A 14,070-nucleotide genomic window follows, 5' to 3' on the forward strand; every position below is an offset into this window, starting at 1 on the left:
GAAAGCGTGCCTTGACCCCGCTGATCGGCGACTAAAGATCGGCTGTGGATCGGGGGCGGGGGAGGTCTGGTTGGGGTGGTCGGCTTGCTTCCGTTGCCGGGCGGCGGTTGTTGGGTGGGGCTTGTTTTGCATCTGGTTGAGTGAGTTTGGGGTGCGTGCGGGTGACGTGGTCACGCTGCGCGATCCCGGTCGTCAAGATCTTGATCAACGGGCGAAGGCCTTGTTCATCAGATGCGGGTCTCAAGTCCGCACTCGAATTCGCCACGTGAGCGTTGGAAACCGTCGTCTTCGGGTGTCGAGTGGTGGGAGATCAACACGGCGGGTACGCATTTTCCTGACAGGTCCACCGAGGCCAGGAGGTAGGGAGATGTTAGGCAAATTCGCCCGGATCATCGCTGTGGCGGTGGCCGGCAGCGTGCTGGCGGTGTCCGGGGCAGGCGTCGCCGCGGCTGGGGGCAAGGGGACGTCCAGCACGCAGGCCGCCGCGGAACAGGTCCTCCAGCTGCGTGACCAGCTCGCCAGGGCGGCCTACGCCGGAGACGTGCCGGCCACCCAGCGTTCGCTCGGCCAGATGAGCCCGGTGCTCGGCGACCTCGCCGCGGGGCAGAAGTACACCATCCAGTCCGACGCGCAACAGGCCGCCGCCACCGGCAACGACTACGCCGCCGAGGCGAGCCGCATCCTGGCCGATCCCTCGAAGGCGGGCGAGGTCCGCCAGTTGCCTCCGGTGCCGGACATCCCGGACCTGCCGCCGCCGCTGAACATCGTCAGCAACCTGCTCAAGAATCTGCTCAAGACAGTGACGGGCCTGCTCGCGTCGCTGCTCGGCTCCGCTCCGCCGCTCCCGGTTCCGGTGCCGGTTCCGGTGGCCTGACAAGCAATCCGGCAGGGGGGACCGGGATCCGATGTGGACGTCCACATCGGATCCCGGTCTTTTTACGCCCGCAGTCCGACTCGCAGCGCGCCGGCCGCCTCCGAGGTTGCCTCCCGGAACCGCCTGCCGACGCCGAGGAAGTTGACGTAACCGTGGATCAGGTCGCGCTGGCGGCTCAACGTGACCGGCACACCCGCGTCCCGCAGCTTGGCCGCGTACTCCTCGCCCTCGTCGCGCAACGGGTCGAACCCGGCGGTGGCGATGTAGGCAGGCGGCAGCCCGGTGAAGTCCTCGGTGAGCAGCGGCGACAACCGCGGATCGGTGCGGTCCACGCCCGCCGGCGCGTAGTGGTCGATGAACCACGTCATGTCGGTGTCGGTGAGGAAGAAGCCGCTGCCGAAGATGTCCCGCGACCGGCGCCGCGTGCTCGCGTCCACGCCGGGGTAGAGCAGCAGCTGGAACGCCGGTGCCGGGCCGCCTCGCGCGGTCGTCACCTGGGCGGCCACCGCCGAGAGGTTGCCGCCCGCGCTGTCCCCGCCCACCGCGATCCGGTCCGGGTCCACGCCCAGGTCGGCCGCCTTCGCGTGGGCGTAGTCGAACGCGGCGACGGCGTCCTCGGGCGCCGCCGGGAACGGGTGCTCGGGCGCGAGCCGGTACTCGACCGACAACACCCGCACGCCCGCGTGCTTGGCGAAGTAACGCGCGGTGTTGTCGTGGCTCGCGCGGCTGCCCACCACCCAGCCGCCGCCGTGGAAGAACACCAGCAGCGGCGACGGCGACGGCAGCCCGTCCGGCACGTAGAGCGTCGCCGGGAGCGGGCCGTGCTCGGCCGGGATCACGATCTCCTGCGTGCGCACCGGCTCGATCGGCTTGCCGCTGACCAGGGGGCCCGAGTCGATGATCCGCTGCCGGGCGACTTCTGGCGTGCCCGCGCTCATGGTGACCCGGTTCAGCTGCTGGAGCCGAAGCAGCAGCTGGGCGTCCAGCGCCAGCTCCTGCCCGTCCAGCCGGATCGGGCGCCCGGCGATCAACCGGCGCAGGGGCTCCGGGAGCCCGAAGATCAGTTGAGCCGCGACGGCTTCGGCGCGGCTCCGCAGTGAGGTCGCCATGGGGACAGAGGTTACTCACGGGTAGGCGAGTTGGGTAGGTGTGACGGCCGCCTCCGTCCCAAATGCTGGTCCTCCACTTAGGTGGAGGGGTTAGCCTCGAACGCGTGACTAGTGCGGCGGTCAATGTGGTCGGTATCGGCGGTTCCCTGCGCCCGGGCTCCCAGTCCGAGCGCGCCATGCGCATCGCGCTGGACAGCGCGGCCGCGGCCGGGGCCGAGACGCTCGCCCTGACCGGCGACGACCTGGTGCTGCCGTTCTACGACTCCGCGATCACCGAGCGCACCCCGCAGGCGGTGCGCCTGGTCGAGGCGATCCGCCGGGCCGACGGGCTGGTCATCGTCTCGCCCGGCTACCACGGCGCGTTGTCCGGGCTGATCAAGAACGCCCTGGACTACGTGGAGGACCTGCGGCCCGACGAGCGCCCCTACCTGGACGGCCGCGCGGTCGGGCTCGCCGCGGTCGCCTACGGCTGGCAGGCCGCGGTGACCACCCTCGACCAGCTGCGCACCATCACCCACGCCCTGCGCGGGTGGCCGACGCCACTCGGCGGGTCGATCAACTCCGCCGAGGTCAAGTTCGACGAGGTCGGCGGCGCTTCCGAGGAGAAGGCCGTGCGGACGCTGCAGCTGATCGGGCGGCAGGTCGTGGACTTCGCCCGCCGCCGCTAGAGGATTCGTCCTCCCGGCCACGGGGTATCCACCCGCTGACACCTGCCGTCGGCGGAGGGGAACACGTGGAACCGGTCTACACAGCGGTCGCGACCGCCCGCGGTGACGGTCGGAACGGGGAGGTCACCTCCTCCGACGGCGTCATCGACGAACGCCTGGCCGTGCCGAAGGAGATGGGCGGGCCGGGCGGCGAGATGACCAACCCGGAGCAGCTGTTCGCCGCGGGCTACGCCGCCTGCTTCCACAGCGCCCTGCAGCTCGTGGCGCGCAAGGCCGACGTGGGGGTGGACTCCTCCGCCGTCACCGCCGAGGTCGGCATCGGCCGCAACGGCGACGGCCTGGAACTGGCCGTCAAGCTCGTGGCCCACCTGCCCGGCCTGGAGCAGGACAAGGCGGGCGAACTTGCGGCGCAGGCCCACCAGGTGTGTCCTTATTCTCGCGCCACCAGGGGAAACATCCAGGTCGAGATCACCGCGACGACCTGACCAAGAGTTGTCGACAAGGAGGATTTTTTCGATGGCGAACGCACCCATCCAGAGCCCGCTCAGCCCGGCTGACAAGGAAATCACCGGTAACGCGCTGCAGGCAGCGCTGGTCGACCTGGTCGACCTGTCGCTGATCGCCAAGCAGGCGCACTGGAACGTCGTCGGGTCGAACTTCCGCAGCGTCCACCTCCAGCTCGACGAGCTGGTGAGCACCGCGCGGAACTACGTCGACGAGGTCGCGGAGCGGGCCAACGCGATCGGCATCTCGCCGAACGGCAAGGCCAAGACGGTCGTGGAGAGCTCCGGCCTGCCCGACTACCCGGACAACTGGCAGAGCGTCGAGTCCACGATCGAGAACATCGTGGCGATCCTCGCCGACCTGATCCAGCGCATGCGCAAGCGCATCGACGAGACGGACAAGAGCGACCTGGTCACCCAGGACCTGTTCATCGAGATCACGCACGAGCTGGAGAAGGCCCACTGGATGTGGCAGGCGCAGACCGCCTGACCCGAATTCACGAACGGGCCCCGGAATGCGCTCCGGGGCCCGTTTTCCGGGCTAGATTCGGCTCATGGTGCTGCACGCGGGCAAACAGGGAGCCGACGACCGGCCGGGCGGGAGCAACCCGCTGCACGCGGTGACGAATCCGGCGCTGGCGGCGACCTACACGCCGCCCCGCAGCCGGCTGAACGAGGAGACCCTGCCCGCCGACACCGCGCTGCAGGTGGTGCGGGACGAGCTGATGCTCGACGGGAACGCGCGGCTCAACCTGGCGACGTTCGTCACCACGTGGATGGAGCCGCAGGCGCGCGAGCTGATCGCCGACTGCGCCGACAAGAACATGATCGACAAGGACGAGTACCCGCAGACCGCGGAGCTCGAGCGCCGCTGCGTGAGCATCCTGGCCGACCTGTGGCACGCGCCGGACCCGGAGGCCGTCATGGGCTGCTCCACGACCGGCTCGTCCGAGGCGTGCATGCTCGCCGGGATGGCGCTCAAGCGGCGCTGGAGCAAGCTGGGCCGGACCGGCAGGCCGAACCTGGTGATGGGCGCGAACGTCCAGGTCTGCTGGGAGAAGTTCTGCGAGTACTGGGAGGTCGAGCCGCGGCTGGTGCCGATGGAGGGCGACCGCTTCCACCTCACCGCCGAGGAGGCCGTCGCGCGCTGCGACGAGAACACGATCGGCGTGGTCGCGATCCTCGGCTCCACCTTCGACGGCAGCTACGAGCCGGTCGCGGAGATCGCCGCCGCGCTGGACCGGGTGCAGTCCGAGCGCGGCTGGGACATCCCGGTGCACGTAGACGGCGCGTCCGGGGCGATGATCGCGCCGTTCCTCGACGCGGACCTGGAGTGGGACTTCCGCCTGCCCCGGGTCGCCTCGATCAACACCTCCGGGCACAAGTACGGACTGGTCTACCCCGGCGTCGGCTGGGTGTTGTGGCGGGACCGCGACGCGCTGCCGTCCGAGCTGGTGTTCAACGTCAACTACCTGGGCGGCGACATGCCGACGTTCGCGCTCAACTTCTCCCGGCCGGGCGCCCAGGTGGCGGCGCAGTACTACAACTTCGTCCGCCTCGGCCGCGAGGGCTTCCGGGTCGTGCAGCAGGCCTGCCGGGACGTGGCGACCCGGCTGGCCGACCGGATCGCCGGGCTCGGGCCGTTCGAGCTGCTCACCCGCGGCGACCAGTTGCCGGTGTTCGCGTTCACCACCCGTGACGACGTGACCGGCTTCGACGTGTTCGACGTGTCGCGGCGGCTCCGGGAACGCGGCTGGCTCGTGCCCGCCTACACGTTCCCGGAGAACCGCACCGACCTCGCCGTGCTGCGGATCGTCTGCCGCAACGGCTTCACGCACGACCTGGCCGACCTGCTGGTCGAGGACCTGCAGCGGGTCCTGCCCGAACTCGCCGAGCAGGACCGGCCCCAGCACAAGCCCGCCACCAGCACGGCCTTCCACCACTAGGCCAGGCCGACCGCCTTCATCGCGAAGTGCACCTCGGCCGCGGTCTGCTTGATCGTTTCGGCGATCACCAGCGAACCGTGGCCTGCGTCGTAGCGGTAGAACTCGTACGGCAGGTCCCGCTTGGCCAGCCGCTCCAGGTAGTTCTCGATCTGCCGGATCGGGCAGCGCGGGTCGTTGTCGCCGGCCAGCACCAGCAGCGGCGCCTTCACCGCGTCCACGTACGTGAGCGGCGAGCACTCCTGGTACACGGCGGGCACGTCCTCCGGCGACCCGCCGAACAGCGCCCGGTCGAACTGGCGCAGCTGCTCCATCTCGTCCTCGTAGGCGGCGACGTAGTCGGCCACCGGCACGCTCGCCACCCCGGCCGCCCACCGGTCCGGCTGGGTGCCCACGGCGAGCAGGGCCAGGTAGCCGCCCCAGGAGGCGCCGGAGACGACCATCCGCGCCGGGTCGCTCAGGCCGCTGGAGACGGCCCAGTCGTACACCGCGGCGACGTCCTCCAGTTCGGTCAGGCCGGGGCGGCCCTCGATCGCGTCGCGCCAGGCCGAGCCGTAGCCGGTCGAGCCGCGGTAGTTGACCTCGACGACGGCGAACCCGGCGTCCAGCCACACCGCGCGGTAGGCGGAGAAGCGGTCCTCGTCGGCCGCGTGCGGGCCGCCGTGCAGGGTGAACACCGTGGGCAGCGGCCCGTCCGGCGCGTTCAGCGGGCGGGCGACCAGCGCGTGGATGCGGCCGCCCGCGCCCTCGACGAACGCGTCGGTGACCGGCGCCGAACCGGGCGCGGGGTCGCCGGGCGGGGTGAGCAGCACGGTGTCGGCGCCGTCGGTCGCGCGGGCGCGGATGACGGCCGGCTCGGCCGCGCTGGACCAGGAGTACTCGATCGTGCCGTCCGGGCGGACCCCGGCGCCGCCGATGCGCCCGGGAGGCGTGTCCACAGCGGACAGTTCGCCGGTGGTCAGGTCGTAGCGGTACAGGCTGCTGCGTGCCTCGTGGAAGTGCACGACGAGCAGCGCGTCGGCCTTCGGGTACCAGGTGGCGACGACCTCGCCGGGCAGGCCGAGGTCCAGCTCGCGCTCGGTGTCCGCGGCGACGTCCCAGATCAGCAGCTCCTCGCGGCCGCGGCGCTCGTGCAGGACGAGCAGCCGCTGGTCGCCGGCGACGGGCGAGAACTCCAGCGGCGTGAGGCCCTTGCCCTCGCCGTCCCACTTGTCGGCGACGGTGTTGAAGCCCGTGGTGTCCAGGACGCGGACCGCGGGGTGGCGGGAGTCGCCGTGCTCGGCGTGCGAGATCGCGAGCAGCGTCTCGTCGCGGGACAGCGCGGCGATGCCGGCGTCCTGCTCATGGGAGTAGAAGCGGGTGGTCTGCCCGTCGCGGGTGGTGAACAGCTCGCTGCCGTCGTCGGTGGAGACGCCGCTGGCGACGATGCGGTGGCCGATCTCCAGCCCGGCCGGGTAGCCGGCGTGCACGTCGGGCAGGGCGGGCTCGGCGGGGCCGCCGTCGAAGGGCTGGCGCATCCAGGTGCCGAACTCGTCGCCGTCGGTGTCGTTGAACCACCAGATGGCGCTGCCGTCGGGCGAGGTGGTGGCGTGCAGGGTGCCGTTGGGGCGGTCGGTGACCTGGCGGTGCTCGCCGGTGGCGCGGTCCCAGGAGTAGACCTCCCAGACGCCGCTGGCGTTGGAGACGTAGATGTTGCGGTGCGGCGCGTCGAGGGACCAGTCCGGCACCGACACGCGCGGGGCGTGGAACCGCGCGCGCCAGCGGGCCTCGCCCTCGGGGTCGTCGAAGAGGCGGTCGGGGATGTTCGCGGGCGGGTGCTGAGTGGTCACCCCTCGATCCTGCCAGCTCCTGCCCGTACCGTGTGCGTGTGCTGGAGGGATACGCGGCCGGGTTCGAGCAGGACGCGCTGTCGGTCATGGCGTCACGCACCGCAGCCGACCGTGCCGAATACGTGTTGCGACTGCTGCGGCCGGGCATGCGGGTGCTCGACGTGGGGTGCGGACCCGGCACGATCACCGCGGGCTTTGCGACGATCGCCGGACGGGGCAACGTGCTGGGCGTGGACCGCGAGCCGGGCCAGTTCCCGGAATCGTCCAAAGTGGAGTTCGTGGCCGGGGACGTGTACGCGTTGCCGGTGGCGGACGAGAGCGTGGACGTGGTGTTCGCGCACGCGTTGTTCGAGCACCTGGCCCGTCCCGTGGACGCGCTGGCGGAGATCCGCCGGGTCCTGCGCCCCGGCGGGACGGTCGCGCTGTCCACTTCGGACTGGTCGCGCGCCCGCCTGCGCCCCGGCACCGCGAACGTGGCCGCGGCCTTACGCGGTCACTACCTGTTGCGCCGCCGCGCGGGCGGCGACCCGTTCGCCGGCAAGCACGTCGCGTCGTGGGTGGCTTCCGCCGGTTTCCGCGACATCCGCACGCACGGCCGTTTCCGTTCGGACATGGGCTACCGGCAGCTGGCGCGTTACGTGGAGGCCCGCCTGGACGCCGCCCTGAGCGCCTCCCCGCTGGAGCGGGACCAACTTGCCTCCGCCGCACGCTCAGCCTGGGCCTGGTCCCACGGCGGCGACGGCGAATTCGCGCAGTACTGGGTTGAGCTTTTGGCGGTCAAGTAGCCGCTACGCGGGTTCGTGGAGGGCGCCGGCTTCGCTCCGCTACGCCCCGGCACCCCCACCTGCCCCGATCTCGATTGTTCGATTGGCGGGGCGTCGCGTCAAGGCGGGAAAGCGTGCCTTGACCCGACACCCCACCAACCGAAGAAGGCTGGGGATCGGGTCCGGAGGGGGTGTGGTTGGTGGAGTGGGCCCAGCCACGCACACGGCCGCCGGTTCTCGACGCCCGGAAGGCGACTTTGAAGGTTCCCGCGGCTTCCGGCGCGGATGTCGCCCCGCGACACGCGCCACGCGCGGCACCCGATCTCCCCGCGCTTCGCCGCGGGGGGTCCAGGGGGCTTGCCCCCTGGCGGGGGTCTGGGGGTTCGACCCCCAGAGAACACAAAGGAAGATCCCCTGTCCGCCTTATTTCGGCGGACAGGGGATCTCCGGATCTTCCGTCGGGGTGGCGGGATTTGAACCCACGACCTCCTCGACCCGAACGAGGCACGCTACCAAGCTGCGCCACACCCCGATGTACTGCTTAGCGGGTCGAAGAAGAGTTTAGCGGATGGCGCGGGGGGATTTGCGGGGGGTGGCCTTCGTTGTGTTCGCCGTGGTCCGGCCGCGTTCTACCAGGGTCAACAGCGTTGCTTCGGGTGGGCAGGCGAAGCGGGCCGGGGCGTAGGGGGAGGTGCCCAGTCCGGCGGAGACGTGGAGCCACATGTGGGCGCCCCAGCGGGAGGCGCCTCGCGCGCGGCTGCGGTCCAGCTCACAGTTGGTGACGAGGGCGCCGATGCCGGGGATGCGGAGCTGGCCGCCGTGGGTGTGGCCGGCCAGGACGAGGTCGTAGCCGTCGGCGGCGAAGGGGTCGAGGATGCGTGGTTCGGGCGAGTGGGTGACGCCGAGGCGGAGGGTGGCGGGTTCGGCGGGGCCGGCGATCTCGCCGTAGCGGTCGCGGCGGAGGTGGGGGTCGTCGAGGCCGGCGGCGAACACCGTCTGCCCGGCGACGGTGAGGGTGTGGCGCACGTGGGTGAGGTCCTGCCAGCCGTGTTCGAGGAAGGCGGCCCGCAGGTCGCGCCACGGGAGTTTCCGGCCGTGGATGCGCTTCTTCTTGCCGCGGGGCATGAGGTAGCGGGCGGGGTTCTTGGGTTTGGGCGCGTAGTAGTCGTTGCTGCCGAACACGAACAGGCCGGGCCGTTCGAGGAGGGGGCCGAGGGCGCGCAGGACGGCAGGCACGGCTTTGGGGTGGGCGAGGTTGTCGCCGGTGTTGACGACCAGGTCGGGTTCGAGCCGGTCGAGCGCGGCGACCCAGCGTTGTTTGGCCTGCTGCCCGGGGAGCATGTGCAGGTCGGAGATGTGCAGGACGCGCATCGGCTGCGCGCCGGGCGCCAGTACGGGCAGCTCGGCGGTGCGGAGCACGTAGTGCCGCCGCTCGATGCCGGAGGCGTACCCGAACGCGGCGGCCCCGAGAGCGACCGTCCCGGCGGCGAGGCGTTTGGCTGTCAGCTTCTGGCTGTCACGGACCGTGCTCACGCAGCCCAGGATACGGGTCGGCGGGGCGCCCCGGGCACCGGCGAGTGCCCGGGGCGGTGCGTCAGCGGACCCGTTCGTAGCGCGGGTCGGACGGCGGTAGCGGCAGGATCGGGTCGTTGGGCCCGAGGATCTTGCTCACCGCGCCGAACCAGGTGCGCGCCGGGGTTTTGCCACCGAACATGTTGCCTTCGCCGCAGGTGTAGACGTTGCCGGGACCGCCGTCGCAGAGGCCGCCGCTGCCGCCTTCCGGCCGGAAGACCATCGCGGCGCCGGCGAGCTGCGGGGTGCCGCCGATGAAGGCCGCGGAGCCGTTGCTCTGGGTGGTTCCGGTCTTGCCGATCATCGGCCGGTTCCAGCCGACCTGGGCGGCCGCCGCCGCGGCGGTGCCGCCGGGCAGGTCGTCCTTGCTCATGCCCTGGGCCAGGCTGTTGGCCGCGGCCTCGTCCATGACCCGCTCGCACGGCTGCTCGCTGATCGGGATGGGCTTGCCGTCGCGGTCCTGCACCTGCGCGATCGGCGTCGGCGGGCACCACACGCCGCCGCTGAGGATGGTCGCCGCGACGTTCGCCATTTCCAGGTTGCTGGTCGCCGACACGCCGAGGGTGAACGAACCCTGGCCGGGCGATTTGTCCGTCGGCCCGAAGAACGCGGTCTGCGTCTTGTTCTCACCGGCGTTCTTCGACTCCGGCTTCACCGCGCCACCACCGAGGTTCCGCGACATCGTCTCGCGCAGGCCGAGCTTGCTCGCCATGTCGGTGATGGGGCCCATGCCGGTGCGTTCCTCGAGGATGACGAACGCGGTGTTGGGCGAGGTCTGCAGCGCCTGCTGCAGCGTCATCGTGCGCGTGCCGCCCTCGTAGTCGGTGGCGTTGCCCAGGCAGTACGCATAAGTCCCTTGCGCCACGAGCGGGCACCGCCCCCTGGCGCCACCGGTGAACACATTGGACACGTAGAAGTTCGGCACCTCGATGGTGTCGTAGATGCCCATCACGCGGTTCTGGATGGCCGCCGCCGAGGTGAAGATCTTGTAGCTCGACCCGGCGCCGCCGGTGTTGTAGACGCCCGACGGCAGCGCGTACGTCGTCTGGCCCGCGCTGGCGTCCGTGCCGTAGTCGCGGTTCGCGGCCAGTGCGACCACCTCGTGCCGGTTCTTGCCCGGCCGCACCAGGGACAGCACGTTCGCCACGTTCTTCTGCGTCTTGCTGACCTGCGTTTGCGCGGACATCTTCGCCTCGTGGTTGGCGCGCTGGTCCATCGTCGTGCGGATGGTGTAGCCGCCGGTGTAGAGGTCGTCCTTGTCCATGCCGTGCGACAGCAGGTAGTCCTCGACGTATTGGCAGAAGAACCCGTTCTCCGGCCCGGCGCCGACGCAGTTGGACGCGGGCTTGGACGGGCCGCCCGGCACGACGCCCAGCGGCTCGGTCTTCATCCGCTCGGCGTCCGCCTTGGACAGCTTCAGGTTGTCCACCATGCGGTCCAGCACCAGGTTGCGGCGCTCGGTGGCGCGGTCCGGGTGGCTCCACGGGTCGTAGAACGGCGGGTTGTTGACCATGCCGGCGAGCAGCGCGGCCTGGGTGACCGACAGCTTGTCCGCGGTGGTGTTGAAGTACGCCTGCGCGGCCGCCCCGACGCCGTAGATCTTGCGCGAGAACTCGACGACGTTGAGGTAGCTGGTGAGGATCTGGTCCTTGCTCATCTGGTTCTCGAGCTGGATCGCGATCCGCGCTTCCTTCAGCTTGCGGGCGATCGACTGCTCCTGGGCCTTCTGCTGGCCGACCGGGTCGTCCCGGTAGATCACGTTGATGAGGTAGTTCTTCACGTACTGCTGGGTGAGCGTCGACGCGCCCTGGGTGTCGCCGCCCGCGCTGTTGCTCAGCGCGGCGCGCAGCGTGCCCTTCCAGTCCACGCCGTGGTGCTCGTAGAACCGCCGGTCCTCGGTGGATACCAGGGCCCACTTCATGGCCTCGTTGATCTCGTCACTGGCCGTCGGGATGCGGTACTGGTCGTACAGCGTGGCGATCTGGTTGCCCGCCGAATCGGTGATCGTGGTGACCAGCGGCGGCGGGACGTTCGCGAGTTCGGCGGACATGCTGTCGACCGTTTCGCTCGCCCTGTTGGAGGCCACCCCCGCGGCGCCGACCACGGGGAACAGCACCCCGGCGACGAGGATTCCCGCGAGCAGGCACAGGCCGAGCAGTTTGAACAGACCATCCGTCTTGCGCACATTGCCAGAGTAGTGGGAACCGGCGTCACCCCGCCGCGCCGCGTCGCCTGAATACCACGGGAACGCCGGGCTCGCGACGTATTCCGGTAACGAATTTCCATCGGGCTCTTGGCGGCGGGAACCGTCGGCCTCTACAGTCCGTCAACGTCTCACGTAGTGCGGAGCCGGGGAGGCTCCGGGTGAGCAGGCACATCACGAGGGGAGCTTGGGGGATGGAATCCACACCACAGAGCTGGCGCGTCCGCGCCCTCTGCCGGGACGCGGATCCGGATGAGCTGTTCGTGCGGGGAGCGGACCAGAACCGGGCGAAACTGGTCTGCATGGGGTGCCCGGTGCGCACCGAATGCCTCGCCGAGGCGCTGGACAACCGCATCAGCTTCGGCATCTGGGGAGGGATGACCGAACGGGAACGCCGAGCCCTGCTGCGACGGCGCCCCGAGGTGGAATCCTGGTCGGAGCTGCTGGACTCCGCGCGGAAGGACTTCGTGGAGGCGTCCTAGGACGCCAGCCGTTCGCCGATTTCCCGGAGTCCGCCGATGTCGTGGACGTCGCTGGGGAGCGCGGGCACCTCGACGAGGGGGACTCCGGGATGGGCGCGCGTGAAGCGCGCCAGCAGCCGCTTCTCGCGTTCCGCCAGCGCCACCCGGTCGGCGTGCAGTTGCAGCACCGCGGTGGCCAGCGGGGCGGTCGACTCCAGCTTCTCGGCCGCGGACAGCGCCGCCGTCGCCGAGAGGTCCGCCAGCACCGGGTGGGTCCGGTTCGCGACCAGCCCGGCCAGCGGCATGCTCTCGCCACCCAGCCGCTCGACGAAGTAGCTCGCCTCGCGCAGGGCGTCCGGCTCCGGCGCGGCCACCACCAGGAACGACGTGCCCTCCGAGCGCAGCAGCTCGGCGGTCTTGCGGGCGCGTTCCCGGAACCCGCCGAACATGCTGTCGAAGGCCTGCATGAACGCCGACGCGTCGGCGAGCAGCTGGCCGCCGATGATCGTCGACACGGCCTTCGCGAAGATCGAGAACCCGGTGCTGACCACCTTCCGCAGACCCCAGCCGCCCGCCTTCGCCGGCCCGGTCAGCAGCCGGATCATGCGCCCGTCGAGCGCGCTGGACAGCCGGTTCGGCGCGTCCAGGAAGTCCAGCGCGGACCGGCTCGGCGGGGTGTCCACGACGATCAGGTCCCACTCGTCGGTGGCCGCGAGCTGGCCCAGCTTCTCCATCGCCATGTACTCCTGAGTGCCGGAGAACGACGTGGAAATGGTCTGGTAGAAGGGGTTCGCGAGCAGCGCCTCGGCGCGTTCCGGACCGGCGTGGGTGCGCACCATGTCGTCGAAGGTGCGCCGCATGTCGAGCATCATCGCCCACAGCTCGCCCTTGGGCTCGAAGCCGGCGACCGACACCTGCCGCGGGTGGTTGCCCAGCTCCCGCAGCCCGAGCGCCTGCGCCAGCCGCCGCGCCGGGTCGATCGTGAGCACCACCGTCTGGCGGCCGCGCTCGGCCGCGCGCAACGCCAGCGCCGCGGCGGTGGTGGTCTTGCCCACCCCGCCGGAACCGCAGCACACGACGATCCGCGTCGTCGGGTCGTCGATCAGCGCGTCGACGTCGAGCCGCTCGGTCATCAGCGCACCCCTTGGTCGGTCAGCGACTCCGCGAGGTCGTACAGCGCGGCGAGGTCGATGCCGCCGGACTCCTCCGGCAGCTCCAGCGTCGGCAGGTCCGCCTCGGCGAGCTGCTCCCGCGCCCGCTGCTCGGCGGCGAGCCGGATCGCGTGCTCGACGGTCTCCGCGACCAGCGCGTCCATCGTGGCGTCCGGCAGTTCGAGCCCGGCCGAGGCCAGCCCGCTGCGCACCCGCGAGGCGTCCACCCGCCCGTCCGCGGCAGGCGAGATCGACCGGGCGGGCAGCCGCGGCGGCCGCACCCGGTTGACCAGCACCGCGCCCGGCCGCAGGTCGGCGCCGTCCAGCTCGGCCACCGCCTCCACGGTCTCGCGCACCGGCATCTCCTCCAGGAGGGTCACCAGGTGCACGACCGTCTCCTCGGAGTGCAGCAGCCGCACCACGCCCTCGGCCTGGCCGCGGATCGGGCCCGCCTTCGCCAGGTCGGTCAGCGCCTTGGTGACGTCGAGGAACTTGACCACGCGACCGGTCGGCGGCGCGTCGACCACGACCGCGTCGTAGACGTGCCTGCCGTCCGGGCCGGTCCGCCCGACGCACTCCTTGATCTTGCCGGTGAGCAGCACGTCCCGCAGGCCCGGCGCGAGCGTGGTGGCGAACTCGATCGCCCCCATCCGGCGCAGCGTCCGGCCCGCGAAGCCCAGGTTGTAGAACATCTCGAAGTACTCGAGCAGCGCCGCTTCCACGTCGATGTGCAGCGCCCGCAGCTCACCGCCGCCGGGCACGGCCGCGATCCGCTGCTCCGCGTACGGCAGCGGCTCGGTGTCGAAGAGCTGGGCGAACCCCTGCCTGCCCTCGACCTCGACCAGCAGCACCCGGCGTCCGTGGCTGGCCAGCGCGATCCCGAGTGCCGCGGCCATGGTCGTCTTGCCGGTGCCGCCCTTGCCGGTGACGAAGTGCAACCGGGCGCGGGCGAGCTCGTCGGTCCATCCGGCCAGGGGTGTGCTCACACGATCC

General features: G+C 71.0%; 13 protein-coding genes and 1 tRNA gene. 7 read left to right on the plus strand and 7 right to left on the minus strand.

What is annotated here, in order from left to right; all coding sequences use genetic code 11:
- Window positions 1–367 precede the first annotated feature (367 nt).
- Entirely contained in the window at window positions 368–874 is a 507-nt protein-coding gene (locus AMY39116_RS0324690; protein ID WP_027936205.1) for a hypothetical protein, read from the plus strand.
- 62 nt (window positions 875–936) lie between these two features.
- Here AMY39116_RS0324690 and AMY39116_RS0324695 read toward each other — a convergent pair whose 3' ends face one another.
- Entirely contained in the window at window positions 937–1,983 is a 1,047-nt protein-coding gene (locus AMY39116_RS0324695) for an alpha/beta hydrolase (protein ID WP_020420304.1), read from the minus strand.
- A gap of 125 nt (window positions 1,984–2,108) precedes the next feature.
- On the opposite strand from AMY39116_RS0324695, the gene AMY39116_RS0324700 reads away from it, so the two are divergent.
- The 4 genes from AMY39116_RS0324700 to AMY39116_RS0324715 all read left to right on the plus strand — a co-directional run bounded on the left by AMY39116_RS0324700 (window position 2,109) and on the right by AMY39116_RS0324715 (window position 5,100).
- Window positions 2,109–2,651: an NADPH-dependent FMN reductase gene (locus AMY39116_RS0324700; RefSeq protein ID WP_020420305.1), complete on the plus strand. Its 543-nt coding sequence runs from the start codon at window positions 2,109–2,111 to the stop codon at window positions 2,649–2,651.
- 65 nt (window positions 2,652–2,716) lie between these two features.
- Window positions 2,717–3,136 carry an organic hydroperoxide resistance protein gene (locus AMY39116_RS0324705; RefSeq protein WP_020420306.1) on the plus strand — a complete coding sequence of 140 codons (420 nt, stop codon included), beginning with the start codon at window positions 2,717–2,719 and terminating at the stop codon, window positions 3,134–3,136.
- A 31-nt stretch (window positions 3,137–3,167) separates the two neighbouring features.
- Window positions 3,168–3,644 carry a Dps family protein gene (locus tag AMY39116_RS0324710; protein ID WP_017985518.1) on the plus strand — a complete coding sequence of 159 codons (477 nt, stop codon included), beginning with the start codon at window positions 3,168–3,170 and terminating at the stop codon, window positions 3,642–3,644.
- A 64-nt stretch (window positions 3,645–3,708) separates the two neighbouring features.
- A complete protein-coding gene (locus tag AMY39116_RS0324715) occupies window positions 3,709–5,100 on the plus strand; it encodes a glutamate decarboxylase (protein WP_020420307.1) in 1,392 nt (463 codons plus the stop codon).
- Here AMY39116_RS0324715 and AMY39116_RS0324720 read toward each other — a convergent pair.
- Window positions 5,097–6,926, minus strand: coding sequence for a prolyl oligopeptidase family serine peptidase (locus tag AMY39116_RS0324720; RefSeq protein ID WP_020420308.1), 1,830 nt, complete (start codon window positions 6,924–6,926; stop codon window positions 5,097–5,099). The genes AMY39116_RS0324715 and AMY39116_RS0324720 overlap by 4 nt on opposite strands.
- Before the next feature lie 38 nt (window positions 6,927–6,964).
- Here AMY39116_RS0324720 and AMY39116_RS0324725 point away from each other — a divergent pair, with 38 nt between their 5' ends.
- A complete protein-coding gene (locus tag AMY39116_RS0324725) occupies window positions 6,965–7,711 on the plus strand; it encodes a methyltransferase domain-containing protein (protein ID WP_020420309.1) in 747 nt (248 codons plus the stop codon).
- 437 nt (window positions 7,712–8,148) lie between these two features.
- Here the strand turns inward: AMY39116_RS0324725 and AMY39116_RS0324730 are convergent.
- The 3 genes from AMY39116_RS0324730 to AMY39116_RS0324740 form a co-directional block, all read right to left on the minus strand.
- Window positions 8,149–8,222 (minus strand) — tRNA-Pro (locus tag AMY39116_RS0324730).
- A 29-nt stretch (window positions 8,223–8,251) separates the two neighbouring features.
- The gene (locus tag AMY39116_RS0324735) at window positions 8,252–9,223 is read right to left on the minus strand and encodes a metallophosphoesterase (RefSeq protein ID WP_020420310.1); all 972 of its coding nucleotides are present in this window, start codon (window positions 9,221–9,223) and stop codon (window positions 8,252–8,254) included.
- A gap of 61 nt (window positions 9,224–9,284) precedes the next feature.
- Window positions 9,285–11,447 (minus strand): transglycosylase domain-containing protein, encoded by a 2,163-nt coding sequence (locus AMY39116_RS0324740; RefSeq protein WP_020420311.1) that lies wholly within the window; start codon window positions 11,445–11,447, stop codon window positions 9,285–9,287.
- A 212-nt stretch (window positions 11,448–11,659) separates the two neighbouring features.
- Here AMY39116_RS0324740 and AMY39116_RS0324745 point away from each other — a divergent pair, with 212 nt between their 5' ends.
- Complete coding sequence (locus AMY39116_RS0324745) at window positions 11,660–11,947, plus strand: WhiB family transcriptional regulator (protein WP_020420312.1); 288 nt, start codon at window positions 11,660–11,662, stop codon at window positions 11,945–11,947.
- On the opposite strand, the gene AMY39116_RS0324750 is transcribed toward AMY39116_RS0324745, so the two are convergent.
- A complete protein-coding gene (locus AMY39116_RS0324750; RefSeq protein WP_020420313.1) occupies window positions 11,944–13,059 on the minus strand; it encodes an ArsA family ATPase in 1,116 nt (371 codons plus the stop codon). The two genes, AMY39116_RS0324745 and AMY39116_RS0324750, sit on opposite strands and share 4 nt — an antisense overlap.
- Window positions 13,059–14,063 (minus strand): ArsA-related P-loop ATPase, encoded by a 1,005-nt coding sequence (locus AMY39116_RS0324755; RefSeq protein WP_017985510.1) that lies wholly within the window; start codon window positions 14,061–14,063, stop codon window positions 13,059–13,061. The genes AMY39116_RS0324750 and AMY39116_RS0324755 overlap by 1 nt, the downstream gene beginning before the upstream one ends.
- Window positions 14,064–14,070: the final 7 nt, after the last annotated feature.

Origin of the sequence: Amycolatopsis sp. ATCC 39116 (assembly GCF_000231075.2) — a bacterium.
Taxonomy (GTDB): domain Bacteria; phylum Actinomycetota; class Actinomycetes; order Mycobacteriales; family Pseudonocardiaceae; genus Amycolatopsis_E; species Amycolatopsis_E tucumanensis.